Source organism: Sphingopyxis granuli (genome assembly GCF_001559015.1).
Classification (GTDB): domain Bacteria; phylum Pseudomonadota; class Alphaproteobacteria; order Sphingomonadales; family Sphingomonadaceae; genus Sphingopyxis; species Sphingopyxis granuli.
On sequence record NZ_CP012199.1, the window covers coordinates 1,261,647 to 1,285,876 of the forward strand.

21 protein-coding genes are annotated in these 24,230 nt (G+C 67.7%); 7 read left to right on the forward strand and 14 right to left on the reverse strand.

Features of this window, described 5'->3' with window-relative positions; all coding sequences use genetic code 11:
* Positions 1 to 137: 137 nt before the first annotated feature.
* Positions 138 to 2,006, forward strand: a complete 1,869-nt coding sequence (locus SGRAN_RS05850) for an arylsulfatase (RefSeq protein ID WP_237233790.1) — start codon at positions 138 to 140, stop codon at positions 2,004 to 2,006.
* Here SGRAN_RS05850 and SGRAN_RS05855 read toward each other — a convergent pair.
* Both SGRAN_RS05855 and SGRAN_RS05860 read right to left on the reverse strand, forming a co-directional pair.
* Positions 1,926 to 2,879 (reverse strand): formylglycine-generating enzyme family protein, encoded by a 954-nt coding sequence (locus SGRAN_RS05855; protein WP_067181543.1) that lies wholly within the window; start codon positions 2,877 to 2,879, stop codon positions 1,926 to 1,928. The two genes, SGRAN_RS05850 and SGRAN_RS05855, sit on opposite strands and share 81 nt — an antisense overlap.
* A complete protein-coding gene (locus tag SGRAN_RS05860; RefSeq protein WP_067181545.1) occupies positions 2,876 to 3,508 on the reverse strand; it encodes a TetR/AcrR family transcriptional regulator in 633 nt (210 codons plus the stop codon). The genes SGRAN_RS05855 and SGRAN_RS05860 overlap by 4 nt, the downstream gene beginning before the upstream one ends.
* Positions 3,509 to 3,636: 128 nt before the next feature.
* On the opposite strand from SGRAN_RS05860, the gene SGRAN_RS05865 reads away from it, so the two are divergent.
* Both SGRAN_RS05865 and SGRAN_RS05870 read left to right on the forward strand, forming a co-directional pair.
* Entirely contained in the window at positions 3,637 to 4,281 is a 645-nt protein-coding gene (locus tag SGRAN_RS05865; RefSeq protein ID WP_067181548.1) for a hypothetical protein, read from the forward strand.
* 14 nt (positions 4,282 to 4,295) lie between these two features.
* Positions 4,296 to 5,930, forward strand: a complete 1,635-nt coding sequence (locus SGRAN_RS05870) for a sulfatase-like hydrolase/transferase (protein ID WP_067181550.1) — start codon at positions 4,296 to 4,298, stop codon at positions 5,928 to 5,930.
* A gap of 12 nt (positions 5,931 to 5,942) precedes the next feature.
* Here the strand turns inward: SGRAN_RS05870 and SGRAN_RS05875 are convergent, their stop codons facing one another.
* A complete protein-coding gene (locus SGRAN_RS05875) occupies positions 5,943 to 6,557 on the reverse strand; it encodes a TetR/AcrR family transcriptional regulator (RefSeq protein ID WP_067181553.1) in 615 nt (204 codons plus the stop codon).
* A 226-nt stretch (positions 6,558 to 6,783) separates the two neighbouring features.
* Here SGRAN_RS05875 and SGRAN_RS05880 point away from each other — a divergent pair, with 226 nt between their 5' ends.
* From SGRAN_RS05880 to SGRAN_RS05895, 4 genes are read left to right on the forward strand one after another with little or no spacing between them, the layout of a single operon-like run.
* Entirely contained in the window at positions 6,784 to 9,114 is a 2,331-nt protein-coding gene (locus SGRAN_RS05880; protein WP_082737104.1) for a TonB-dependent receptor, read from the forward strand.
* Positions 9,114 to 9,464 carry a c-type cytochrome gene (locus tag SGRAN_RS05885; RefSeq protein ID WP_199775053.1) on the forward strand — a complete coding sequence of 117 codons (351 nt, stop codon included), beginning with the start codon at positions 9,114 to 9,116 and terminating at the stop codon, positions 9,462 to 9,464. Before SGRAN_RS05880 ends, SGRAN_RS05885 begins: the two co-directional genes overlap by 1 nt.
* On the forward strand, positions 9,464 to 10,879 hold the full coding sequence (locus SGRAN_RS05890) for a D-arabinono-1,4-lactone oxidase (RefSeq protein WP_067181562.1): 1,416 nt from the start codon (positions 9,464 to 9,466) through the stop codon (positions 10,877 to 10,879). Before SGRAN_RS05885 ends, SGRAN_RS05890 begins: the two co-directional genes overlap by 1 nt.
* The gene (locus SGRAN_RS05895; RefSeq protein WP_082737105.1) at positions 10,872 to 12,149 is read left to right on the forward strand and encodes an alanine racemase; all 1,278 of its coding nucleotides are present in this window, start codon (positions 10,872 to 10,874) and stop codon (positions 12,147 to 12,149) included. The genes SGRAN_RS05890 and SGRAN_RS05895 overlap by 8 nt, the downstream gene beginning before the upstream one ends.
* A gap of 142 nt (positions 12,150 to 12,291) precedes the next feature.
* On the opposite strand, the gene SGRAN_RS05900 is transcribed toward SGRAN_RS05895, so the two are convergent.
* From SGRAN_RS05900 to SGRAN_RS05950, 11 genes are all read right to left on the reverse strand, one after another.
* A complete protein-coding gene (locus SGRAN_RS05900; protein WP_067181566.1) occupies positions 12,292 to 13,569 on the reverse strand; it encodes a M20/M25/M40 family metallo-hydrolase in 1,278 nt (425 codons plus the stop codon).
* 158 nt (positions 13,570 to 13,727) lie between these two features.
* The gene (locus SGRAN_RS05905) at positions 13,728 to 14,915 is read right to left on the reverse strand and encodes an acyl-CoA dehydrogenase family protein (protein ID WP_067181568.1); all 1,188 of its coding nucleotides are present in this window, start codon (positions 14,913 to 14,915) and stop codon (positions 13,728 to 13,730) included.
* Positions 14,912 to 15,973: an acyl-CoA dehydrogenase family protein gene (locus SGRAN_RS05910; RefSeq protein WP_067181570.1), complete on the reverse strand. Its 1,062-nt coding sequence runs from the start codon at positions 15,971 to 15,973 to the stop codon at positions 14,912 to 14,914. The genes SGRAN_RS05905 and SGRAN_RS05910 overlap by 4 nt, the downstream gene beginning before the upstream one ends.
* Positions 15,970 to 17,577 carry an AMP-binding protein gene (locus SGRAN_RS05915; RefSeq protein WP_237233799.1) on the reverse strand — a complete coding sequence of 536 codons (1,608 nt, stop codon included), beginning with the start codon at positions 17,575 to 17,577 and terminating at the stop codon, positions 15,970 to 15,972. The genes SGRAN_RS05910 and SGRAN_RS05915 overlap by 4 nt, the downstream gene beginning before the upstream one ends.
* A gap of 28 nt (positions 17,578 to 17,605) precedes the next feature.
* Positions 17,606 to 18,739: a nitronate monooxygenase gene (locus SGRAN_RS05920; RefSeq protein WP_067181573.1), complete on the reverse strand. Its 1,134-nt coding sequence runs from the start codon at positions 18,737 to 18,739 to the stop codon at positions 17,606 to 17,608.
* A 59-nt stretch (positions 18,740 to 18,798) separates the two neighbouring features.
* Positions 18,799 to 19,188, reverse strand: a complete 390-nt coding sequence (locus SGRAN_RS05925) for a MarR family winged helix-turn-helix transcriptional regulator (RefSeq protein ID WP_210434202.1) — start codon at positions 19,186 to 19,188, stop codon at positions 18,799 to 18,801.
* A 101-nt stretch (positions 19,189 to 19,289) separates the two neighbouring features.
* Positions 19,290 to 20,498: an NnrS family protein gene (locus SGRAN_RS05930; protein ID WP_210434203.1), complete on the reverse strand. Its 1,209-nt coding sequence runs from the start codon at positions 20,496 to 20,498 to the stop codon at positions 19,290 to 19,292.
* Positions 20,499 to 20,713: 215 nt separating this feature from the next.
* Complete coding sequence (locus tag SGRAN_RS05935; RefSeq protein WP_067181579.1) at positions 20,714 to 21,571, reverse strand: SMP-30/gluconolactonase/LRE family protein; 858 nt, start codon at positions 21,569 to 21,571, stop codon at positions 20,714 to 20,716.
* On the reverse strand, positions 21,544 to 22,359 hold the full coding sequence (locus SGRAN_RS05940; RefSeq protein ID WP_067181582.1) for an SDR family NAD(P)-dependent oxidoreductase: 816 nt from the start codon (positions 22,357 to 22,359) through the stop codon (positions 21,544 to 21,546). Before SGRAN_RS05940 ends, SGRAN_RS05935 begins: the two co-directional genes overlap by 28 nt.
* 5 nt (positions 22,360 to 22,364) lie before the next feature.
* A complete protein-coding gene (locus SGRAN_RS05945; protein WP_082737107.1) occupies positions 22,365 to 23,363 on the reverse strand; it encodes a transketolase family protein in 999 nt (332 codons plus the stop codon).
* A complete protein-coding gene (locus tag SGRAN_RS05950; protein ID WP_199775056.1) occupies positions 23,360 to 24,214 on the reverse strand; it encodes a transketolase in 855 nt (284 codons plus the stop codon). The genes SGRAN_RS05945 and SGRAN_RS05950 overlap by 4 nt, the downstream gene beginning before the upstream one ends.
* Positions 24,215 to 24,230 lie beyond the last annotated feature (16 nt).

Here is a 24,230-nt window from a genome sequence, read left to right on the forward strand (position 1 = left end):
GATAAGTGTGCGGAAACCGAATCTCCGCTGGCCATAACCCACGCCGCTCCAACTGCACCTCCATCTTGCGACGCCCCCTTGCGCATGTGTCGATATATTGGCATGGATAGTGCCAATATAACAGCAGGGAGGGAGCGATGGCTGTGCGCGTGGAAACCGGCGGGGGGCCGGACCGCATGGCCGTCGTTCGCCGCGCCGGGCTCCTGGCCGTCGGCGCCCTGCTCGCGGCGGTGCCGGCTGCGGCGCAGCGCGCCCCGGCACCGCCGCGCCATCCCAATATCGTCATCCTGCTCGCCGACGACTGGGGCTTTTCGGACGTCGGCTCGTTCGGCGCCGGCTATGCGACGCCGAATATCGATGCGCTCGCGAAGGCGGGGGTGCGCTTTTCCAACTTCCATGCCGCGGGGTCCTGTTCGCCGACGCGCGCGATGCTCCAGACCGGGGTGATGAATCACCGCGCCGGGCTGGGCAACATGCCCGAGACGATCCCCGACGCGCATCGCGGCAAGCCCGGATACGACACGGTGATGAATCACAGCGTCGTCACCATCGCGCAGATGCTGAAGGCGGCGGGCTATCGCACGTACCTGACCGGCAAATGGCATTTGGGCAGCGATGCGACGCGGCTGCCCGAGGCGCGCGGCTACGACCGCGCCTTCAGTCTCGCCGATGCGGGCGCCGACAATTTCGACCAGCGCCCGATCGAGGGCATGTACGACAAGGCGAACTGGACCGACAACGGCAAGCCCGGCAAACTGCCCAAGGATTATTATTCGTCGCGCTTCGTCGTGCAGACGATGATCGACTATATCGAGGCCGACCGCGCGAGCGGCAAACCCTTCCTCGCCTCGGTCAATTTCCTGGCCAACCATATTCCCGTGCAGGCGCCCGACAGCGACATCGCGCGCTATGCGGGTCTGTATCGCGACGGCTGGACGGCGCTGCGCGAGGCGCGGGCCCGCCGCGCCGCCGCGCTCGGCATCGTGCCCGCGGGCGCGCCGATGGTGACGATGGCGACCACCCGCGACTGGAAGGCGCTCGACGCCGACGAACGCAGGGCGGCGACGCGCACGATGCAGGCCTATGCCGGCATGGCGACCGCGATGGACCGCGAGATCGGCCGTCTCGTCGCGCATCTGAAGGCGAGCGGCGACTACGACAACACGATCTTCGTCTTCCTGTCGGACAACGGACCCGAACCGCTCGATCCCTATAACCGGCTGCGCAACCGGCTGTTCCTGGGGATGGAATATGACACGTCGATCGCGAACATCGGCCGCCGGCACAGCTTCAGCGCCATCGGTCCCGGCTGGGCGAGCGCGGCGGCGTCGCCGCTGTCGGGCTACAAGTTCAGTGCGACCGAGGGGGGGCTGCGCGTGCCGCTCATCATCGCATGGCCCGGCCATCCGCGGGTCCGCGCGGGCGCGATCAGCGACGGCTTGGCGCACGTCACCGACATCGTGCCGACGCTGACCGAACTCGCCGGCGTTCCGGCACACGGCGGGACATGGGAAGGCCGGCGGGTCGAACCGCTGGCCGGACGCAGCCTGGTGCCGATGCTTGCCGGCGCGGCGGGCAGCGTCCATGGCGACACGCCGATCGGCTATGAACTGTCGGGCAACGCCGCCTTGTTCCGCGGCGACTACAAGCTGGTGCGCAACCTGCCGCCGACCGGCGACGGGCGATGGCAATTGTTCGACATCCGCACCGACCCCGGCGAGACGCGCGACCTGTCGCGGACGATGCCCGACCGCTTCACCGCGATGCGCGCCGATTACGCGGCCTTTGCCAAGGCGAACGGGGTGCTCGAAATGCCGGCGGGCTACACCGCCGACGATCAGATCAACCTCTATGCGTGGCGCAAGCAGGGGCGCAAGCGCGCGATCCAGGCGGCGCTGGTGCTCGGGGGGGCGCTCGTCGCGATCTCAGCGCTGGGCTGGCTGCTGATCCGGCGGCGGCGGGCGCGTCGTGTCGATCAGGCGAAAGCCGATGTGATCGGTGCCTAGCGAGCGTTCCTGAAACTGGCGCGCCGCGGGGCGATAGCGCGCGCAATAATTGGCCGCGCACAGGAAGCTGCCGCCCTTGATGACATTGCGCTCGGGATCGGGGCGGTCGGTGTCGAGAGCGCTGGTCGTCCATTCCCAGACATTGCCGATCAGGTCGTGAACCCCGTGGTTGTCGGCGGGAAAGCAGGCGACCGGCGCCCGGCCCCTGAAACCGTCGGTGCCGAGATCGCGGACCGGAAAGACTCCCTGATAATAGTTGGCGAGCGGGCGGCCATCGGCATCGACCGGCATGTCGCGCCGTGCGCCGCCGGTCGCCGCCGCCAGTTCCCATTGCTCCTCGCTCGGCAGCGCCTTGCCCCTCCAGCGCGCATAGGCGAGCGCGTCTTCGAAGCCGATCTGCACCACCGGGTCGCGGTCGCGATCCGCGATGCCCGTCTTCGGCCCTTCGGGATGGCGCCACTCGGCCCCGACCACCCAGCGCCACCAATTGGGGTTGCCGTCGGTCGGCGCCGCGAACACCGCCGAACCGGGGACCAGCATTTCGGGCGGCGCACCGGGCAGCCTGGGCGGGTCCTTCTCGGCCAGCGTCTTGTAGCCGGTCGCCTTCACGAATTCGGCGAATTCGGCGTTGGTGACTTCGTGCGTCGCCATCCAGAAGCCCTTGACCGTCACGGCGCGCGCCGGCGCTTCCTCGGGCAGCGTCACGTCGGCGCCCATGGTGAAGGTGGCGCCGGGAATCCAGACATAATCGGCCGCAGGCATTGCGGGACATTCGGGCGGCTGCACCTCGGCGAGCCGCTCCGCCTTCGGTTTGCCGCAGGCAGCGAGCACGGCCAGCGCGCCGAGCGACAGCAGCGCGGCGCGGCCGGTCACCGGTTTTCTCCCGCGGGCGCGACGGCGAGCAGCGCCTCGACCATATGCGCCATCACCGTTCCCGCCTCTTCCGCGGGCAGGCCCTGGTCGTGGCGCATCGCGCGCCAGGTCTGGAACGACAGCGCGGCGCACAGCGCCTCGCTCGCGATCCGGTCGGCGGCGACGGCGTCGGGCAGCAGACGGAGCACCAGTTCGCGCTCGACGGTGATCACCCGGCCATATTCGGCCATCAGGAACGGCGACTGATAGCGCTTGATGTTCGCGGCGAGGCGGAAGGGCAGCATCGTCTCGAACACCCGCACGCGGCGCCGGACCAGATCGCGGACATGCGCGCGCCAGTCCCCGCCTCGATAAGGCGCGGTGACGATCGGCATCACCCGCTCGGCGACGGTCGCCGAAATCTCGCTGTAGAGCGAATCCATGTCGTCGAAATGGCGGAACACGGTGCGCAGCCCGATCCCCGCTTCCTCGGCGACGCGCGCCGCGCTCGGCATCAGGTCGCCGCCGGCGATCAGTTCCATCATCGCCTCGACGATGCGCTTGTGGCTCGACCGGCTGCGCTCGCGCCGCCCGTCGATGCGCTCCGGCCGCGCCGCCTTCGTCTCCCGCTTCTTCGTTTGCGTCGCCATGCCGCCTCCGCTGGCCCAGCTTGCCGCCGGGGTCAATGGGTGACGCCGAACCGTCTTGCGTCGCCATGAATATAATGACACATAGAGTGTCAATTGTTTCGGGGCAACCGAAGAGAGGGGGAGAGGCGATGACCGGACCGGAGACGGCGCTGGCGGCGATCTGGGCGGGCGCGCTGCTCCTCTGGCTTGCCTTCCTGCTGTTCTACGACGGTATCCGCCGCCCGCTGCGCGGCGAGGAGATCGAGGCTTTCCTCGCGACGCTGGGGCCGCGCATGGCGGAAACCGGCAACGATGCCGGGCGGCTGCGCGCCTTTCTGGAAGCCGACGATGGTCGCGAATTCGTGATGGTCAACCTCGTGCGAACCCGGCCCGGACTCGTCACCGACCCGGCGAGCGGCACGGCGCGCGAGGGCAGCGAGTGGCTGCGTCGCTATTCGCAGCCGTTCGTGCGCGGCCTGATCGCGCGCGGCGGCCATCCGCTGTTCGTCGGGCGCAAGGTCGGCGGCTATATCGACGCGTGGAATACGCCCGCCGACCCCGGCTGGTCGCTTGTCGGTACGATGCGCTACCGCAGCCGCCGCGACCTGGTCCGCATGGCGGGCGACCCCGCCTTCCGCGCCGTGCATCCGAACAAGACGCTGGGGATCGAATCGACCTTTTCCTTCCCGACGCAGCGCCAGATCGGCTTTTACGCCAGCCCGCGCGTCACCGTCGGGCTGGCGCTCGCGCTCGCGGCGGCCTTCGGTCACATCGCGGTTCTGACATTCGGATAAGTGGGGAGGGCAGGATGCGAAAGAGATGGGTGGCGCTCGGCGTGCTCGCGCTGGCGGGAGCGGGGGGTTATTGGGCGTTCGAGGCGAACAAGTTCCGCCTGCCGGGACTGATCCAGGACTGGCGGGACCCGATGCAGCCCAATCGCGCGGTGTCGTGGCAGCAGGGGCCGGAGGCGCCGCCGGCGGGCGAGCGCCCCCCCAATATCATCCTGATCGTCGCCGACGACATGGGTTTCAACGACATCAGCCTCAACGGCGGCGGGGTCGCGGGCGGGATCGTCCAGACGCCGAACATCGACGCGATCGCGCGCGAGGGGTTGAATTTCACCACCGCCTACGCCGCCAACGCGACCTGTTCGCCGTCGCGCGCCGCGATGATGACCGGGCGCTATCCGACGCGGTTCGGCTTCGAATTCACCGCCGTTCCCACCGCTTTCGCGGAAAACCTCGCGCATGGCGACGGCGTCGGGCCGCTGAAGGCGATATTCCACAAGGAACTGATCACCGACGATATTCCCGACTATCCGGACATGGGCGTTCCGTCGGGTGAGGTGACGATCGCCGAGGCGGTGAAGGCGGCGGGCTATCACACCATCCATATCGGCAAGTGGCATCTGGGCGAATCGCCCGCGCTGCAACCGCAGGCGCAGGGCTTCGACGAAAGCCTCGCGATCCTGGCCGGCGGGGCGAAATTCCTGCCCGACGACGACCCCGACACGGTCAACGCCAAGCTGCCGTGGGACCCGATCGATCGTTTCATCTGGGCCAATCTGCGCCACGCCGTGACCTTCAACGGCAGCAAGCGCTTTCATCCCAACGGGCATATGACCGATTATTTCGCCGCCGAGGCCGAAAAGGCGATCGCGGCGAACCGCAACCGGCCCTTCTTCCTCTATCTCGCCTTCAACGCGCCGCACACGCCGTTGCAGGCGACGAAGGCGGACTATGCGAAGCTGCCGCAGATCAAGGACTACAAGACGCGCGTCTATGGCGCGATGATCGCGCAGCTCGACCGGCGCATCGGCGACGTGATGGCGGCGTTGAAGAAACAGGGGATCGACGACAACACGCTCGTCATCTTCACCAGCGACAATGGCGGCGCCTGGTACAACGGCATCCCGCGGCTCAACGCGCCCTATCGCGGGTGGAAGGCGACCTTCTTCGAGGGGGGCATCCGCACGCCGCTGTTCATGCGCTGGCCGGGGCATATCGCGCCGGGATCGACGCGCGCCGACATGACCGGGCATCTCGACCTCTTCGCGACCATCGCTGCGGCCGCGGGCGCGAAGCTGCCGTCCGACCGCATCATCGACAGCGAGGATATCCTGGCCGGGCCGGCGAAGCGGCAGGCGATGTACTGGCGGTCGGGCGCCTATCGCGCGGTGCGCATGGGCGACTGGAAGCTGCAGGTGACGAAGCGCCCCGAAAAGGCGCGCCTCTATAATCTGGCCGCCGACCCGACCGAACGGCACGACCTGTCGGCGCGCGAGCCGCAGCGCGTCGCGCAGCTTGCCGCGATGATCGCGCAGCAGAACAGGGACATGGCGAAACCGATCTGGCCGGGACTGATCGAGGGACCGGTGCGGATCGACGTGCCGCTCGACGCACCGTGGCGCGACGGGCAGGATTATGTCTATTGGACCAACTGAGGCCGGCGGGGATCAGTCGACGAGGTCGAGGATGACGAGCCTCTGCATCCGCGCGGTTTCGGCGAGGATGGCGTCGCGCGCGATTCCGCTTTCGGCGTGGAGCAATTCGGTCGCGACATAGCCGAACTCGACGAGCATGCGCATGCGCAGCCAGACCTCGTCGCGGGTCCGGTCCGGCAGGAATGGCTGGAAACCATCGGTCAGTCGGTCGGTGACATAGCGGTGCGATTCGATGCGGACATGTTCGAGCCGGGGGCTCGAATGCAGCGCACGTTCGATCCAGACGCCCCCCGGTTCGGCCTCGGTGATCTCCGCCGTCTCGCGGAGCAGTTCCTCGTTATTCTCGGCATAGGCGTGGATGCCCGCGCTCGCGTAGCGGTCGAGCCAGCGGACCAGCGCCTCGTTCTGGCGATCCATCAGGCGCTCGCCGAGCGCGACGATCACCTCGAACTTGTCGGCGAAGTAATAATAAAGCGCCGGCGGCGTGAGCCCGGCGCGCTCGCAGATCAAATTGGTCGAGATGCGATCCATCCCGACCTCGGCCAGCAACTCGCCCGCCGTGTCGAGCAGCCGCTCGCGCGTCGATCGGCGGGGCCGTCCGGCCGCGTCCTGCCCTGGTGTCGCCATTGCTCCCCGTATCTCCATCGCTCCCTGCGCGGCCGCATCGGCCTGGGTCCTGACCCGAGGGTTGACCGACCCATAACCCGTTCGCCCGCGCGCGCCAAATCGTCCGCACGGCAAGGCCGGCACCCCAGGAGTCAACCGAGCCGACCTGCGCACCGTGAATATTGACCCATTATAGCGATTGCTATAATATAGCGATAACTACATTGCCATTCTCGGGAGGAATTCGATGGGTTTTCAGGTTAAGACGGGGCGTCGTGCGTTGTTGATGCTGACGGGTTGCGCGCTGGTCGTTCCGGCGATCGCATCAGCGCAGGACGCGGTGCCCGCCGATGAAGGCATCGGCGACATCGTCGTCACCGCGCAGCGGCGCGAGCAGAATCTTCAGGACGTTCCCGTTGCGGTCACCGCCTTTGCCGGCGACGCGCTGTCCGACCTCGGCATCCAGTCGAGTTCCGACATCGCCGGAGTGGTGCCGAACCTCGAGATCGGGCTTCCGGGCGGCGCGGGCAACCAGCCGCTCATCTATATTCGCGGCGTCGGGCTCAGCGATACCAACCGCAACAATTCGGGCCCGAACGGCGTCTATATGGACGAAGTCTATATCAGCTCGCCGAGCGCGCAGACCTTCCAGCTTTTCGATCTCGAGCGCGTCGAGGTGCTCAAGGGGCCGCAGGGCACGCTGTACGGCCGCAACGCGACCGGCGGCGCGATCAACTTCATCACGGCGAAGCCGAGCCGCGATTTTCAGGCGCAGGCGTCGCTTTCCTATGGTTCGTTCGACACCATCACCGGCGAGGCCGCGATCGGCGGTCCGATCTCGGACAGCGTCCGCTTCCGCATCGCGGGCACCGGCACCCATGCGAACGGCTATATCCACAACCTGCTGACCGGCCGGCGCGAGAACGGGCAGGGCAGCTTCGCGCTGCGCGGCCAGCTCGCGGTCGACGTCACCGACAATTTCGACGCGCTGGTCAACGTCCACGGCGGCCGCGTCGACGTGCGCTCGCCGCAATTCCGCAGCCTCGGCCTGCTCGATCCCGACACCGGCTTCACGACGCCCTGCGCTGCCGACGCGATCATGGCGAACCAGTGCGGCAACCTCCTCGGCTATGTCAGCCCCGAGGGTTTCTACGACGGCAATTACGACCGCAGCGATCGACTGAAATCGAAGAGCTGGGGCACCGCGGTACGGCTCAACTGGGATCTGGGCGACGTGACGCTGACCTCGATCTCCGCCTATGATTTCGACGACAAGCTGCACCAGGAGGATTCGGACGCCAGCCCCGCCGCGCTGCTCCACCTCACTTATGGCGTGCGGTCGAAGACCGTCACCCAGGAACTGCGCCTGTCGGGATCGACCGGCAGCGTCACCTGGGTCGCGGGCGGCTATTATCTGCACGAGGTGCTGAAGCAGGACCAGACGGGCGACCTGTTCCGCGACCTGCGCGTGCTGACCCCCGATGGCGGCGCCGATCCGGAAGGCCTGACGACCGGCGGCGCGCCGGTGCTCTTCTCGCGCACGCTCAACCGCCAGACGACCGAGGCCGCCGCCATCTTCGGCCAGGCCGAGATCGAGCTGGCGCCGTCGCTGCGTGCGACCGTCGGCGGCCGCTACAATTACGAGCGCAAGCGCTTCCGCGCCGCGGCGCAGTTCGAGGACGAGATCATGACCTTCTCGGACGAGGACGGCAATATCGTGACCGCGCCCGTCCCCGGCGGCATCCTGCCGCTCTATGCGTTCGACAATCGCAAGTCTTTCGACAATGTCTCGTTCAAGGTCGGCCTCGACTATGACATAACCGACGACGTCATGGCCTATGCCACCATCTCGACCGGCTTCAAGAGCGGCGGCTTCAACGGCGGCTATCTGAGCTTCGATCCCGTCGAGGCGGAGGAACAGGCGAAGCCGTTCAACGAGGAAACGCTCACCGCCTATGAAATCGGGCTGAAATCGACGCTGCTCGACCGGCGCCTGCGCTTCAACGCCGCGGCCTTCTATTATGATTACAAGGATCTTCAACTCTACACGCTGATCAACACCGGCGCGATCCCAGTTTCGCTGCTCGCCAATGCGGCGAATGCGACCATCTATGGCGCCGAGTTCGAGATGATCGCGCGGCCCGTCGACCGGCTCGACATCACGCTCAACCTCGGCCTGCTCGATACCGAGATCAAGGATTTCGTCAGCGCCGGGACCGACTATTCGGGCAATCGGCTGGCGCTGTCGCCCAAGGTCAATTTCAGCGGCGTCGCCAATTACGAGATCCCGCTGTCGAACGCCGTCGCGCTCGCGCTTCAGCCGTCGGTATCCTATCGCAGCAGCCAGTTCTTCTCGACCGACAACAATCCGCTGCTGAAGCAGAAGGGCTATTGGCTGCTCGGCGGCCGCATCGCGGTCAAGGACGAGGACGGGCGCTGGGAAGCGGCGCTTTTCGGGCGGAACCTGACGCGGAAGAAATATATCAATTTCGCCGTGGACCTCGCCGATTTCGGGTTCGTCGAGCAGTTCCAGGGGCAGCCCCGGAGCTTCGGCGTCGAGTTCCGGGTCAAATATTGATGCGCAGGCTGCTGTTGGTCCCGGCGGTGCTCCTGCTGGCGGCCTGCCAGTCGGAGCCGCCTCCGGCGAAGCCGCTGACGCCCGAGCAGAGCGCGGCGCTGAAGCCCGCCGGCGTGCGCCTCGCCGGGCTTTACGAGCAGGCGTGCAAGTCGTGCCACACGGTTCCGGACACCGGCGCGCCGCTGACCGGCGACCGCACGCAGTGGGACGCGCGCTGGGCGAAGGGCGAGGCGGCGTTGCTGGAAAGCACGATCCGCGGGCTGAACGGCATGCCGGCGGGCGGGCAATGCTTCGCCTGCTCGCCCGACGACTATACGGCGCTCATTCGGTTCATGGCGGGGAGGGATTGATGGGCAAGGTAACGCGGCGCGCGCTGCTGGTCGGCGGCGGCGTCATCGGAGCGGGCGCGGTCGGCGTCGGCGGTCTGGCCGGACGCAACTGGCTGCGCGACCGCGAGCCGGCATCGCTCGCGGCACAGGACGCCGAAGGCCGCCTGCTATGGAGCAACTGGTCGGGGATCGCGCACAGCTATCCCGAAAAGCGCGGCGCGCCGAAAAGCGAGGAGGAACTGCTTTCCATCCTGACCCGCGCGCCCGCGCCGGTGCGCCCGGTCGGGTCGGGGCACAGCTTCACCGCGCTGGTGCCGACCGACGGCACGCTGCTGACCCTCGACGGCATGGCGGGGCTGGTCGGCCATGATGCCGCGACCAATCGCGCGACGGTGCGCGGCGGCACCCGGCTCGCCGACCTGGGCCCCGCGCTCGCGGCGGTGGGGCAGGAGATGGTCAACCTGCCCGACATCAACAAGCAGTCGATCGCGGGGGCGATCGGCACCGGAACGCACGGCACCGGGCGCGGCATCCAGGCGATGCATGGATCGGTCGTCGCGATGCGGATCGCGACCCCGACGGGCGAGGTCATCGACTGCGATGCCGCCAACCGCCCGGAGGTGTTCAACGCCGCGCGCGTCGGCCTCGGCGCCTTCGGCGTCGTGACGCAGGTCACGCTCCAGAACCAGCCGCTCAACCGCATCCTCAAGCGCACCGAAGTGCGTCCTACCGAAGAGGTGCTGGAGGATTGGCCGGCGCTGCGCCAGCGGCACCGCAACGTCGAATTCTATGTCCTGCCCTTCACCGGCCATTCGGTGGTGATCTCCAACGACGTCACCGACAGGCCGGTCAAGCCGCGCGGTCCCGACGCCGACACCGAAACGCTGATGGGGCTGAAGCAGCTTCGCGACTGGTTCGAGTTCGCCCCGTCGCTGCGCCGCAAGCTGGCCGCCGAGGAACTGGCGAAGATCCCGCCCGAGGAGGTCGTCGACGAGGGGTGGAAACTGCTCTCCAACGAACGGCCGGTGCGGTTCAACGAGATCGAATATCACCTGCCGATCGAGGCGCAGGTCCCGGCGCTGCGCGAGGTGCTGAGCGCGATAGAGACACACCGCAAGGACGTCTTCTTCCCGATCGAGGTGCGCGTGATCGCCGCCGACGACGCGTGGCTCTCTCCCTTCTACGGCCGCGAGAGCGGGTCGATCGCGGTCCACGCCTATTATCGCGAGGAGCATGATTTCTTCTTCAGCATCGTCGAGCCGATCTTCCGCCGCCACGGCGGCCGCCCGCACTGGGGCAAGCTGCACAGCCTGAAGGCGCGCGACCTTGCGCTGCTCTATCCGTGCTGGAAGGAAGCGGGCGAGGTGCGCCGCGCGCTCGACCCCGAGGGGCGGATGCTCAACGACTATCTGAAGGGAATCTTCCTCGATGGCTGAGGCTGGACGGACGAGGCGCTGGACGCGCCGGGCGGCGATGGTCGGCGGCGGCGCGGTGGTGCTTGGCGGCGCGGCGGTGCTGGCGTCGCGCAAGGGCGACCATGGCGGCGCGCACGACCGCTATTTCCTCGCGCTGTCGGCGGCGCTGCGCAAGGCGGGGATCGCGCATCCGGTGCTGGTCGTCGACCAGCAGCGGCTCGACCGCAACATCGCCGCGGCGCGCGCGACGCTGAAACCCGCCGCGCTGCCGCTGCGCGTCGTCGTCAAGTCGCTCCCCGCGACCGGCCTGATCGACCATGTCGCGCGCGGCCTCGCGACCAACCGCTTCATGGTCTTCAACGGCGCGATGCTCGACAGCATGGCGGGGCGCGCCGATGCCGACCTGCTGCTCGGCAAGCCGCTGCCCGCGATGGAATATGCCGAATTCGTCGACCGGGCCGGCGCGGAAGCGGCGGGCCGCGTCCAGTGGCTGATCGATACGCCCGCGCGGCTGCGGCAATATGCGGAGATCGCGGCGGCGCGCGGAGCGAAGCTGCGCGCCAATATGGAAATCGACGTCGGCCTGCATCGCGGCGGCTTCGCCGACGGCCGGACGCTAGCCGAGGCGGTCGAACTGGCGCGCACCTTCCCGCACGTCGCGGTCGACGGCCTGATGGGCTATGACGCGCATGTACCGAAGATGAGCGATCCCGACGCGGCCTACGCCGCCTCGCAAAAGCTCTATCGCACCGCGATCGGCGTGCTGCGCGAGAAGCTGGGCGTCGATCCGGCGACGCTGACGCTCAACGGCGCGGGCAGCCCGACCTATGCGCGCCACGCGCAGGGCACCGTCGCCAACGAGGTGTCGGTGGGGTCGGCGTTCGTCAAGCCGGTCGATTTCGACCTCGCGTCGCTTGCGCGGCATGTTCCCGCCAGCTTCATCGCGACGCCCGTGATCAAGGCGGGCCGCATGGAACTGCCGGGCAACGAGTGGCTCACCGGCCCGCTGACCTTCATGGACCCCAACGCCGCGCGAGCCTTCTTCATCTATGGCGGCCACTGGCTCGCGACGCCGGTGTCGCCGCCGGGACTGCAGTTCAGCGACCTCTACGGCCGGTCGAGCAATCAGGAGATGCTGACCGGGTCGACGCGGGTGGCGCTGAAGCCCGACGACCATGTCTTCTTCCGCCCGAACCAGAGCGAGGCGGTGTTCCTGCAATTCGGCGATATCGCGCTGTTCGACGGCGAGACGATCAGCGGCTTCTGGCCGACCTTTCCGGTCTCCGCCTGACGCTGCGGGCGGGGCTGCTTTGACTTAACCTGATATCGTCATTGCGAGCGAAGCGAAGCAATCCAGGGCGGTTTACGCCACTCTGGATTGCTTCGCTTCGCTCGCAATGACGGTTATGGCAACGCCGGTCCGTCGCCGCCGCTTATTGCAGCCCCGCCGTCGCGAGCAGGATGCCCAGGCCGACGCTGGCCCCGTCGAGGCTCTTGGTCTTTTCGACGTCGATCCACTCGTCGAGCGAGTGCCCGCGTCCGGCTTCGCCGCCCGACCCGATGGTGATCGCCGGGATGCCCAGGCTCATCGGGATGTTGGAATCGGTCGATGAAAAGCTGGCGCGCGGGGTCAACCCTTTCGCGCGGATGATCGCCTCCGCGGTGCGCGCGATCGGCGCGGTCAGCGGCGTCTGTCCGGCCGGCCGGTCGCCGATCAGCTTGATGTCGGTGGTGATCGGGCCTTCGCGGGTCGAGCGCGCGGCATTTTCGCCCTCGACGCTCTTGTCGACGATCGCGAGGAAGGCTTTCTCCACCTTGGCGAGCTCTTCCGGGCTTTCCGACCGCATGTCGAAGTCCATATAGACCTCGTTCGGGATCGAATTCACCGAAGTGCCGCCGCCGGTGACGCTGGCGGAATAGGTGGTCTTGGGCGTCGCGGGCACCGGAATCCGATAGAGATCGAGGACGGTCTGGCTCATCGCCACCATCGGGTTGACGAGGCCGAAGGCGCCGAAGCTGTGCCCGCCCGGCCCCTTGTAGGTGATGCGATAGCGTTTCGATCCGACGCCGCCGTTCACGAAACGCGACGGATCGGTCCCGTCCATCGAGAAGAAGGATTCGATCCGGTCCTTGTACTTGCCCTTCGCCATCATGTAGCGGACGCCGCGCAGGTCGCCCGGCCCTTCCTCTCCGACATTGCCGACGAAGACGATGTCGCGGCGCACCTTGATGCCGCTTTCCTTCATCGCGCGCGCATAGGCGAGCAGCACCGCCAGGCTGCGCGTGTCGTCGCCGATGCCGGGGGCGTGGAGGCGCGTGCCTTCGCGGCGCACCTTGATCGGCGTACCTTCCGGAAACACCGTGTCGAGATGCGCCGCAATCATCACCACGGGCCCGCCCGCCGGGCCGGTGCCGCGATAGACGCCCATGACATTGCCTTCTTCGTCGGTTTCGATGTCGGTCAGTCCCGCATCCCGCAGCATCTCGCGATAGGCGGCCGCGCGCGCCGCTTCCTTGAAGGGCGGCGCCGGAATTTCGGTCAGCGCGATGATCTCCGCGACCATGCGGTCGTGGTCGCGGTCGAGAATCCGGACCGCGGCGTCATAGGCCTTGTTCTTCAGAACCGCCTCGGGCTTCGGGGCGGGCGCCGCCATGGCCGCGCCGGCAGAAAGCATCAGCGCCGCCAGGGGCAGAAAGGCGATATGTCGCATGAAAAATCCTTTTGCTGAACAGGGTCCCGCATCCTCTGGATGCGCCGCCGCGCCCGATGTCAAGAGACGTCCGCCCCGGATGGCGATGCCGCTCGAAAAAGCAGCGCGTGATTTTGCTTGCCTCGTCGCCCCGTGCCGCCCGGCGTGACGAACGGGTCTTAACCTGCCCGCACCTCGCGAAACGGGATGGTGCGGTCGATCTCGGGTTCCTTCGGCAGTCCCAGCACGCGCTCGCCGATGATGTTGCGCTGGATCTGGTCGGTGCCGCCGCCGATCGAGGTGAAATAGGCGTTGAGCGACAGGAAATTCGCGTCCTCGGCGCGCGGGTGATCGGGGCCTTCGAGCAGGCTTTCGGGACCGAGCAATTCGGTGCGCAGGCGGCCTTCCTCGTGCAGGATGCGGCTCATCGCGAGCTTGCCGAGCGACATGATCGACGACGACGTGCCCTGCGCCAGTTCCGCCTTCGCGCGCTGGGTGTTGAGCTTGTTGAGCGCGCGCCACGCGATCACCTGCGCGACGTCCTGCCGCACCGCCGGATCGTCCAGCTTCCCGGCCTCGCGCGCCAGTTCGAGCATGGCATGATCGCCCTTCGCCCCGGCGGCGCCCGACCGCGCGCCGCGCGCCATGTCGCCCATCACCGACCGTTCATAGGCGAGCGCGGTCTGGAGCACGCCCCAGCCGCCGTTCAGCGGCCCCAGCAGATTTTCGTCGGGGACGAAGGCGTCGGTGATGAACACCTCGTTGAAATGCGATTCGTCGGTGATCTGGCGCAGCGGCCGCACCTCGACGCCTTCCTGTCGCATCGGCAGGAAGAAGAAGCTGATGCCGCGATGCTTGGGCACGTCCCAGTCGGTGCGGGCGATCAGCATGCCGTAATCGGCGATCACCGCGCCCGATGTCCAGATTTTCTGCCCCGTCACGCGCCAGCCGCCCTCGACCTTCTCGGCGCGCGTGCGGATCGCGGCGAGGTCGCTGCCTGCGCCCGGTTCCGAATAGAGCAGGCACATGCCGACTTCGCCCGCCAGCAGCTGCGGCACGATCACGCGCTTGAAGCTGTCGGTCGCGTGGGCGAGCGCGGTGTTGGCCCACAGGTTGCTGCGGTCCTGTCCGGCGCCGGGGGCCCCGGCCGCGGCGAAGGCGCGCTCGACGATCTTCGCCTGCTCGGCCGACAGTTCGCGGCCGTACCAGTCGCGCGGCCAGCGCGGGACGGCCCAGCCCGCGTCGCGGACCTGCGCCAGCCATTCGGCGCGCGGGTCGCGCCCGAAACTTTCCTCGCGCGGCGGCGCGCCGCGCCAGTTGGCGGTGAGCCATGCCTCGACCTCGGCCTGCAAGTCCGCGTCGGTCATGCCGCCATCTCCTTCTGCATCGCGTCCAGCGCCGCGACATAGCGGTCGCGCCAGACGCGGCTGTCACCGAAAAGCTGCACGTCCGACCGCGCGCGGCGCAGATAGAGGTGCGCGGGATGGTCCCAGGTGAAGGCGATGCCGCCGTGCATCTGGATGCCGTCCTTCGCACAGCGCAGGAAGGCGTCGGCGCAGGCGAAGGCGGCGAGCGCGACCGCCGCATCCTTGCCCGCCGCGCTCTCCGCCACTTGCCGCGCCGCGTCGCGCGCCGCGCTCGTCGCGCTTTCGGCCTCAAGCAGCAGGTCGGCCGCCATATGCTTGATCGCCTGAAAGCTGCCGATCGCGCGGCCGAACTGGTGGCGCTCGCGGGCATAGTCGACGGTGATGTCGAAAATGCGCCGCGCGCCGCCGGTCTGTTCGCCCGCCAGCGCGACCAGCCCGATGTCGCGCGCGCGCCTGGCCGCGGCACCGTCGCCGATGCGCGTCGCGGCGCCGTCGAAGCGGACATCGGCCATGCGGCGGGTGCGGTCGAAGGTGGGCAGCGGCGTGATCTCGGCGCTCGCCCGCTCGACGAGATGGACGCCCTCGTCGCTGGCGAGGAGGAAGATATCGGCGATCCCGGCATCGGGAACGAAGCGCGCCGTACCTTGTGCCCGGCCGCCCTCGATCCGCACATTGCTGCCGCCCGTCCAGTCGAGCGCGCCGAGCAGCGCGACCGCCGCGATCGTCCGCCCCGCCGCCAGCGCTTCGGCCAGTTCGCCGTCGAGCAGCACCGATGCCATGGCGGTCGAGATCAGCGGCACGGGCGCGAGCGCCGCGCCCGCTTCCTCCATCACCAGTTCCAGTTCGACGGCGGAAAGCTGCGATCCGCCCGCACCGGCCGCGACCAGCAGCCCCGCAATCCCAAGCTCGGCCAGGCTGCGCCACAGCGCGGGATCGTGGCCGCTGTCGCTCTCCATGATGCGGCGCACGTCGCTTTCGGCGCATTGGTCGGCGAACAGGCGGCGCACCGTGTCGCGCAGCGCGGTCCGTTCCTCCTGGTTCATCGTCGCGTCGGTCATCGGGCGGTCGCTCCTTCTGCGATGGCGCGGGCGGCGCCGTAGTCGGCCTTGCCGTTGGCCGCGCGCAGCGGCCGGTCGGCGACCAGCAGCCGTTTCGGCACCTTGTATCCGGCAAGCTGCGCGCGGACATGATCGCGCAGCGCTTCGGCGTCGAACGCGGCATCGGCGTGCAACGTCACGACGCCGACGATCGCTTGTCCCCATGTCGGATCGGGCACGCCGACGACCAGCGCGTCGCTGACGCTGTCGTGCCGTTTCAGCGCCTCCTCGACCTCTTCGGCAAAGACCTTCTCGCCGCCGGTGTTGATGCAGCCGCTGCCGCGGCCCAGGAAGGTCAGCGATCCGTCCGCCTCGACGCGCACCCAGTCGCCGGGGATGCAATAGCGCACGCCGTCGATGACGCGGAAGGTCGCGGCCGATTTCTCTGCGTCCTTGTAATAGCCGAGCGGGTTGGGCGGGCCGAGTGCGAGCCGCCCGACGCCCCCCGAGCCCGCGAGAACGGGGCGGTCGGCTTCGTCAAAGACGCGGCAGCGCTCGCCGAGCGTGAAGCTCGCGGTTTTCACCTCGCAGTCGCGCGTCATCACCGACGCGCCCAGCCCCAGCGCTTCCGAAGAAGACAGCGCGTCGTTCAGCACGGCGTCGGGCATGTGGCGCAGCAGTCCGCGCTTGATTTCCATGCTCCACATCACACCCGACGAGGTGACGGACAGGACGCTCGAAAGATCGGCGGGCGCGGTTCGCTTGTCCAGTTCGGCGAGCAGCGGCCGGCCGAAACTGTCGCCGACGATCACCAGCGCCTGCGGGCGGTGCGTTTCGACGGCTGCGATCATCTCGCCCGCGTCAAAGCGGCGCTGTGTCAGCGTGACGATGCTGCCGCCCGAAAGCATCACCCCGATCGATGGCAGCAATCCCGTGCCGTGCATCAGCGGGCAGGCGGGGAGCAGGCGCGGTCCCGGTCCTTGTGCGCGGATCGAGGCCGCAAGCTCTTCGAGCGTGTCGGGTACGGGCTCGCCCAGCGTGCGTGCCGGGCGCACCAGTATCTCGCGCATTTCGCCATGTTCCCACATCACGCCCTTCGGCATGCCCGTGGTGCCGCCGGTATAGATGAAGAATATGTCGTTCGGCGACCGCTCGATCGCCAGCGGGGCGCCGTCGCCTGCCACGCTCACGGCCGCGAAATCCTCTGCAAAGCCGGGCGAGGCGGCGCCGTCCGTCACCTCGATCCAGCGCGTCACCAGCGGCAGGTCGGCGCGGATCGCCTCGACATGATCGCGGAATTCGGCGGCATAGACGACCGCGCGCGCGTCGCTGTCGTTCAGCAGGTAGCGCAGCTCGGCGTCGGTATAGCGATAATTGACGTTGACCGGCGCCAGCCGCGCCTTGAAGGCGGCGGCCAGGCTGAGGATATATTCGGGCCCGTTCCGCAGGTAGATGGCAAGCGAATCGCCGGCCTTCAGCCCGCCCTCGCGCAGGCTGCGCGCCAGATTGTTGGAGAGGCGGCCGGCTTCGCCCCAGTCGATCCGCCGGTCGCCGTGCAGGCACAGCGGCGCGTCGGGGGGCAGGTTGCGCTCGACGATGTCGAGCATGTCGCCGAAATTGAACACCGCGCTCTCCCCTGTGGATGTACTGATCCTAATCGGCGAGCAGGCTGTTCATCCGCTCGACGGCTTCGAGATATTCTTCCTTGAAATCCTGCACCACCGCGCCCGCGCCGCGCACCGAGTCGACGAGCCCGACGCCCTGTCCGACGAAATAGGTCACCATGTCGCGCGCCTTGTCGTTGCCTGCCTCGGCCGCGCGGTCGGCGGCGCGCAGCGACTTTTCGCTGATCAGGCTCATCAGCGGCATCGGCAGCGCGCCGGGGCTGTCCGGGCTCTTCTCCCAATTCTCGGTCCACGTCGACTTCAGCTGGCGCGCGGGCTTGCCCGTGCGGCTGCGCACGCGCACCGCGTCGCGGCTGCTGGCGGCGATCATCTTCTCGCGGAACACCGGAGAGGTCTCGCTCTCGGGCGTCGCGAGCCACACCGACCCGGTCCAGGCGCCCGCCGCGCCCATCGCCATGCAGGCGGCCATCTGCTGCCCCGTCATGATGCCCCCCGCGGCGAGCACCGGCACCTCGCGGATCGGCCGGATCGCCTTGATGACCTCAGGCACCAGGACGAGCGTGCTGACCTCGCCGCAATGGCCCCCGGCCTCGGTCCCCTGCGCGACGATGATGTCGACGCCGGCCTCGACCTGCCGGATCGCATGTTCGCGGGCGCCGACCAGTGCCGCCACGGGAACGCCGTGTTGCTTGCCCATCGCGATCATCTCCGGCGGCGGCACGCCGAGCGCGTTGGCGATCAGCCGGATCGGATGCTCGAAGGCGGCCTCCAGCGTCCGCAGCGCCGTTTCGGGATCGAAGGGCTGGGCGCGGTTGCGGCTGACCGGCTCGGCGGGCGGCGGCACGTCGGCATCGGCGAGCAGACGTTCGGCAAAGTGGCGATGCGCTTCGGGAATCCGCGCCTCGAGCGCGGCGGCGGTCACGCTGCCTTCGCCCCGCGTCGCCATATTTTCCGGCACCAGCACGTCGATACCATAAGGCTTGCCGTCGACATGATCGTCGATCCACTTGAGCTCTTCGCGCACCGTTTCGGGGGTATGCGCGGTCGCGCCGAAGACGCCGAAGCCGCCCGCGCGGCTCACCGCCGCGACGACGTCGCGGCAATGGCTGAACGCCAGCAGCGGAAACTCGATGCCGAGCATGTCGCAAAGCTGTGAGGTCATCGCTCTTTCCACCCTTGTAATTGGTTCGTCAAACGAACTAACTTTGCGAAGCAGGACTGTCAATCCCGCGGGGTGGGCGTCCGGTTGCGGTCGATGACATGGGCGAGCTCCTCGATCCGGTCGAGCAGGCCTTCGGGTTCGTCGATCGCCAGATAGGCGGAAAGGTCGCGGGCGAGGGCGCGCTCGAAGGCGGCGTATTCCGCCAGCCCGGCATCGGTGAGGCGCAGCATTTCCGCGCGGCCGTCGTCGGGGTCGGTATAGCGTTCGATCATGCCGCGCTTCGCGAGCCCGGTGACCAGCGCGGAGGCGGCGGGGCGGCCGATGCCGGACATGGAGGCGAGGACGCTGGCGCGGCGCGGCTCGCGCTTCAGCGTCAGCAGGAAGCGATATTGGGCGATGGTCAGCTCCGCCCCCTGGGCAAAGCGCTCCAGCAGCCTGTGCAAAACCACGACCACCCGCGTCAGCAGGATCCATCGTCGATCCGTGTCCAATAGTCTTCTCGCAATCCCTCGAAAGCCGGCCCCCGGTTAGGGACAGTCGGCCGCTCGCGTCAACCGGCCCGGCGCATCATCAGCATCGGGCCATAGACCCAGGTGAAGAGGCCGAAGGCGCCGCTCCACAGCAGCGCAGAGAGCATTAGCAGATCGGCGTACAGGTCGGCCGCAAGGGGCGCGGCGACGCGTACCAGCGCGGCCGCGTGGACGAGCAGCAGCGCGGCCGCCGCCGCGGCGCCGCCGCTGCGGGCGCGCCCGGTGTGGCTGAGCGTGGTGCGCGCCATCATCGCCAGCGTCATCGCGCCGATCGCGCCGGCGGTCAGCGCGTGGATCGCGCTGGTCGCGGGAACATGCTGCGGAAAGCCGATCGCGGCGCCCAGCAGGACGAAGCCGATCGCCAGCCACAGATAGGCGAGATGGAGGCCCCAGACCAGCGGCTCGCGCCACGTTTCCCAGCCGCGCCACCGCGCGAGGCGCAGCCCCGTGCCGATGCCGGCGGCCGCGAGCAGCAGCCCCGTCGCCGGCGCGTCGGGAAGCGCCAGCCATGCCAGCAGGGCGCCTGCGGTCAGCCATGTCGCTGCCCGGTCGAGGCGGCCGTGCGGCGCGGGTTCGCGCTGCGCCTTGCGCTGGGCCAGCCAGTTGCGCGTGAAGCTGGGTACCAGCCGCCCACCCATCACGGCGATCAGCAGCGCGATCATGCCCAGCGCCAGCCGCTCCGCCACCGGCCCTGCCGCGGGCCATGCGAAGCGGAGGTGGAAGGCGATGTTGGCAAGCGCGAGCGCGCTCACGACGAGGCACGGTACAAGGCCCTTGCCGTTACGCGCGGCGATCTGCTCGCGCCACAGCGCCGCCGCGAAGACCGGCAGGAAGGCGGCGTCGATCGCCATCGCCACGCCGTTCCCGGGCTCCGCCAGCAGCATCGCCGCGCGCCCGGCGAGCCACAACGCGGCGAGCGCCGCGACTGGCGCCCCCGCGACTGGATAGCGCCCGGTCCAGTTCGGCCCGGCGATGATCATGTAGCCGGCGATGACCGCGGCGGTATAGCCGAACAGCATCTCGTGGACGTGCCAGTCGCGTGTGACCGCGCCCGCCAGCGGACCGCTTCCCGACAGCACGGCAACCCACAGGGGCACCGCAACCGCGGCAAAGACCCCGGCGAGCAGGAAAAAGGGGCGGAAGCCGAAGCTGAACAGCGCCGGGCCGCGATAGGCGCGGATGATCTGCGCGGTCGTCCGCATCGTCTCGCGCGCGCGGCTCTGTCCCATGTCGCCCCCTTGTCGTTCCGGATGAAGGATAGCTTTTTCCGGCGCAAAGGGAAACGCGCATGGGTGAACTTATGCGTGAGCGATGCTTGCTCCGGTTCCTGATCCATCGGTGCCTGAAACCAGGCTTCGGTCTTCCAGCCGATAAGAAGCCGTCACGCCCCTTGAGCTGGTTTTTCAGCCGGCGGCATTTGGAGCGAGGGTTCCGAGAGGCGGCCTCATTCTGATCCGATAGTCAGATCGATCCATTTTATCGTTCCCGGACGCGTCGTCATTCGGGACGATGCAGGAGAAGAGAATGGCGAAGAACAGCCGATAAAAACTATGGTCTTCTTTGGGCCGCCAATGGCGACGGAATAGGCGGTGCATCCGGCCGGCAAGGAAATCCGCTGAATGGCACCACGGTTCCGGATGCAACGGATGGCGCTTCCCGAAGAGGCTCCAGCGACCCAGACCGCTCCCGTTTCCTCGAGCGCGATCCCGTCCGGCGTCTCGCCGTCCATCGCTGCCCAGGTTCGCCTCGACCGAAGGCCGCCGTCGGCAGCGATGTCGAATGAAGTCAGCTTCCCCGCGCCGCTCTCTGCGACAATCAGCGATCGGTCGCGGTGGATCGCCATGCCGTTCGGGAAAGCCAGGCCGTCCGCCGCCACAGAGGCGGATCCGTCGGGCCGGACGGCACAGATATTGCCGGGCCTGAAGCGTTCGCCCGCCCATATGTCGTACCCCATCGAGCCCACATAGGCGCGGCCCTGGGCGTCGACGATCATGTCGTTGGCATGCGCGAGGGCCAGCCCGGTCAGGTCGGCATGCAAAACGGGCCGTCCCTTGACGACGGCCAGGATTTGCTGCCGTCGCATCGACACGACGAGCAAGGTTTTGTCGGGCAGCCAGCCCAGCCCCGATGGATTGTCGTCGAGCTCCAGCTCGATTCTCATTTTTCCTTCGAGATCGACCGAACACACGCGCTTGGCTTCGATGTCGGAAAACCACAGCCGGTCATCATGCCAGCGCAGTCCCTCGGGAAGGACCAGGCCGGCCGCGAGCTCGTTCAGCCGCGCAGTATCTTCTTGTCCCATCCGCGCTGCCTGTAGAGACGATCGAAATTGGGTTGTCCCGTTTGCGCCGTCACGCCGCCATCGATCGTCAGCGTCGTTCCGGTGATGTAGGAGGCGTCGCTCGATGCCAGAAAGGCTATGCCGGCCGCCATTTCGTCGGCGGTTCCGACACGGCCCATCGGGACAAGCCGCTCATAATCCTCCATGATCGCGGCATCGCGAAGGTGCGATTTCAGCATGGCGGTTCCGACACCCCCGGGACAGATGCAATTGACCCTTATGCCTTCGCCGGCGTGATCGACCGCCATGTTGCGCGTCAGGTTGACGACGCCCGCCTTGGCGACATTATAGGCGGCGAGCCCCGGGTCGGCGAACAGTCCGGAAATGGAAGCCGTGTTGACGATGCAGCCCCCTGCGGTGCGCAGATAGGGCAGCGCCGCCCGACTGCCGAAGAAAACGGCATCGAGGTCGACCGCCATCGTCCGGCGCCACTGTTCGGCGGTGATCTCGTCGACATGGCCGAAGCAGCCGATACCCGCATTGTTGACCAGCACGTCGAGGCGGCCGAGCGATTGCGCCGCATCGTCGATGAAGCTGCTGATCGCGTCGATGTCGGAGACATCCACCGCGCGCAGGGTCCTGGCGGATTCGGCAATACCGGTGCGCGTCACCATCTGCGCGAGCGCATCCTCGCTGAGGTCGCAAAGCGCGAGGATCGCGCCTTCGGCGGCGAAGCGACGCGCCGTCGCTTCGCCGATCCCCGATGCCGCGCCGGTGATGGCGACGACCATGCCCTCGAAACGTCGCATGGCCTTCACCGACCGATCAGGGTGCGGAGCGCCGTCGCGACGCCATCTCCGGTCAGGCCGTAATGGCGGTAGAGATGGGTCGGGGGCGCGACGAGGGCATATTCGTCCGGCAGGGCGTGCCGGGCGAAGCGCACGGCAATGCCGCCTTCGGCCAGTATTTCGGCGACCGCGCCGCCCAGCCCGCCGTGCGGATTATGTTCCTCGACGGTCAGGATCGCTCCGGTCTCCCGCGCTGCAGCGCGGATCGCATCGGCGTCGATCGGCTTGATATAGGCGGCGTCGAGGACGCGAACCGAAAGCCGGGGCGCCGAATCGGCGAGAATGTCGGCGGCGTCGAGCGCGGCCTTGACCCCGATCCCCGTCGCGATGATCGTCGCATCCCGTCCGTCACGCAATGTCCTGAAGCGGCCGTGGGTGAAGTCGGGCACCGCGTCATAGACGGGCTTTTCCGCGCCGCGACCGATGCGGATATAGACCGGGCCGTCGATATCGATCGTGCTGCGGATCAACCCGCGGATCGCGTTTCCGTCGCACGCCGAAACCACCGTCATATGTCCCATGGCGCGGGTTATGGCGATGTCCTCCACCGCATGGTGCGACGTGCCGTAAAAGCCCATCGAGATGCCCGCATGGTGCGAAAGGATGCGGACTTTCTGCCGGGTGTAGGCCAGGTCGGTCCGGACCTGCTCGGCGCACAGAAGCGAGGCGAAGGAGGCAAAGGTCGAAACATAGGCGATATGACCCGACGCGGCGAGCCCCGCGGCGATCGACATCATATTCTGTTCGGCGATACCGGTATTGATGAAGCGGTCCGGAAAGCGGCGCTGAAAGGAATCGAGGCCGTTCGACGATGCCAGGTCGGCCGTGAGCACGACAAGTTCGGGCCGCCTTTCCGCTAGTTCTTCGAGTTCGGCGCTCATCGTCAGCGCCGTCAGTTTCGGCATCGATGTCTGGATATTCCAGCTTGCCGGGTCGAGCGGCTTTTCGAGTTCGGCGATGGTCATGCGTCGAGCCTTTCCTGAATTTCGGCGACCGCCACCGCCTTGTCGGCGGGTCCCAGGAATCCGAGATGCCAATAGGGGGTGGTTTCCATGAACCCGACGCCCTTGCCCTTCTTGGTGCGGGCGACGATCATGTGCGGCCGGTCGCTTTGCTGGGCGCGGTCGAAGGCCGCGAGGACGGCCTGCATGTCGTGCCCGTCGATCTCGTTCGTCGACCAGCCGAAGCTCTCGAACTTCGCCGCGATCGGTTCGATGTTCATCACATCTTCCGTGTTGCCGTCGAGCCCCATGCCGTTCGCATCGACGATCCCGATCAGGTTCGACAGGCCATAGTGCCCGGCAGCCATCGCGGCCTCCCAGACCTGACCCTCCGCCAGTTCGCCGTCGCCGATCATGACCCAGGTCAGGAAATCGCGCTGCTGCAGTCGCGCGGCCAGCGCCATGCCGACGCCGACGGACAGGTTGTGACCGATCGACCCCGAGGAAAAATCGCAGCCCGGAACCTTGTTCATATCGGGATGATCGCCGAGCGGCGAGCCGAGGCGGGTATAGGTGTCGAGCCAGTCCTCGGGAAAATAGCCCAGTTCGGCAAGGATCGGATATTGGCCGATCGCGGCATGACCCTTGCCCAGCAGGAAGCGATCGCGATCCGGCCACCGCGGATCGGCCGGCTTGAGGCGCAACGTGTGATAATAGAGCGCTGCGAACATTTCCGCGCAGGAAAAGACGCTCGAATAATGGCCGCTTTTGGCGATCTCGACGAGCCGGATCGTTTCCAGACGAATCCAGTCGGCCTTTTTTTCGAGCATGCGAGGGTCCGCTGCCCGGTTACGGGGCAGGATGGCGTTGTCCATGATGAAATCCTTGGCT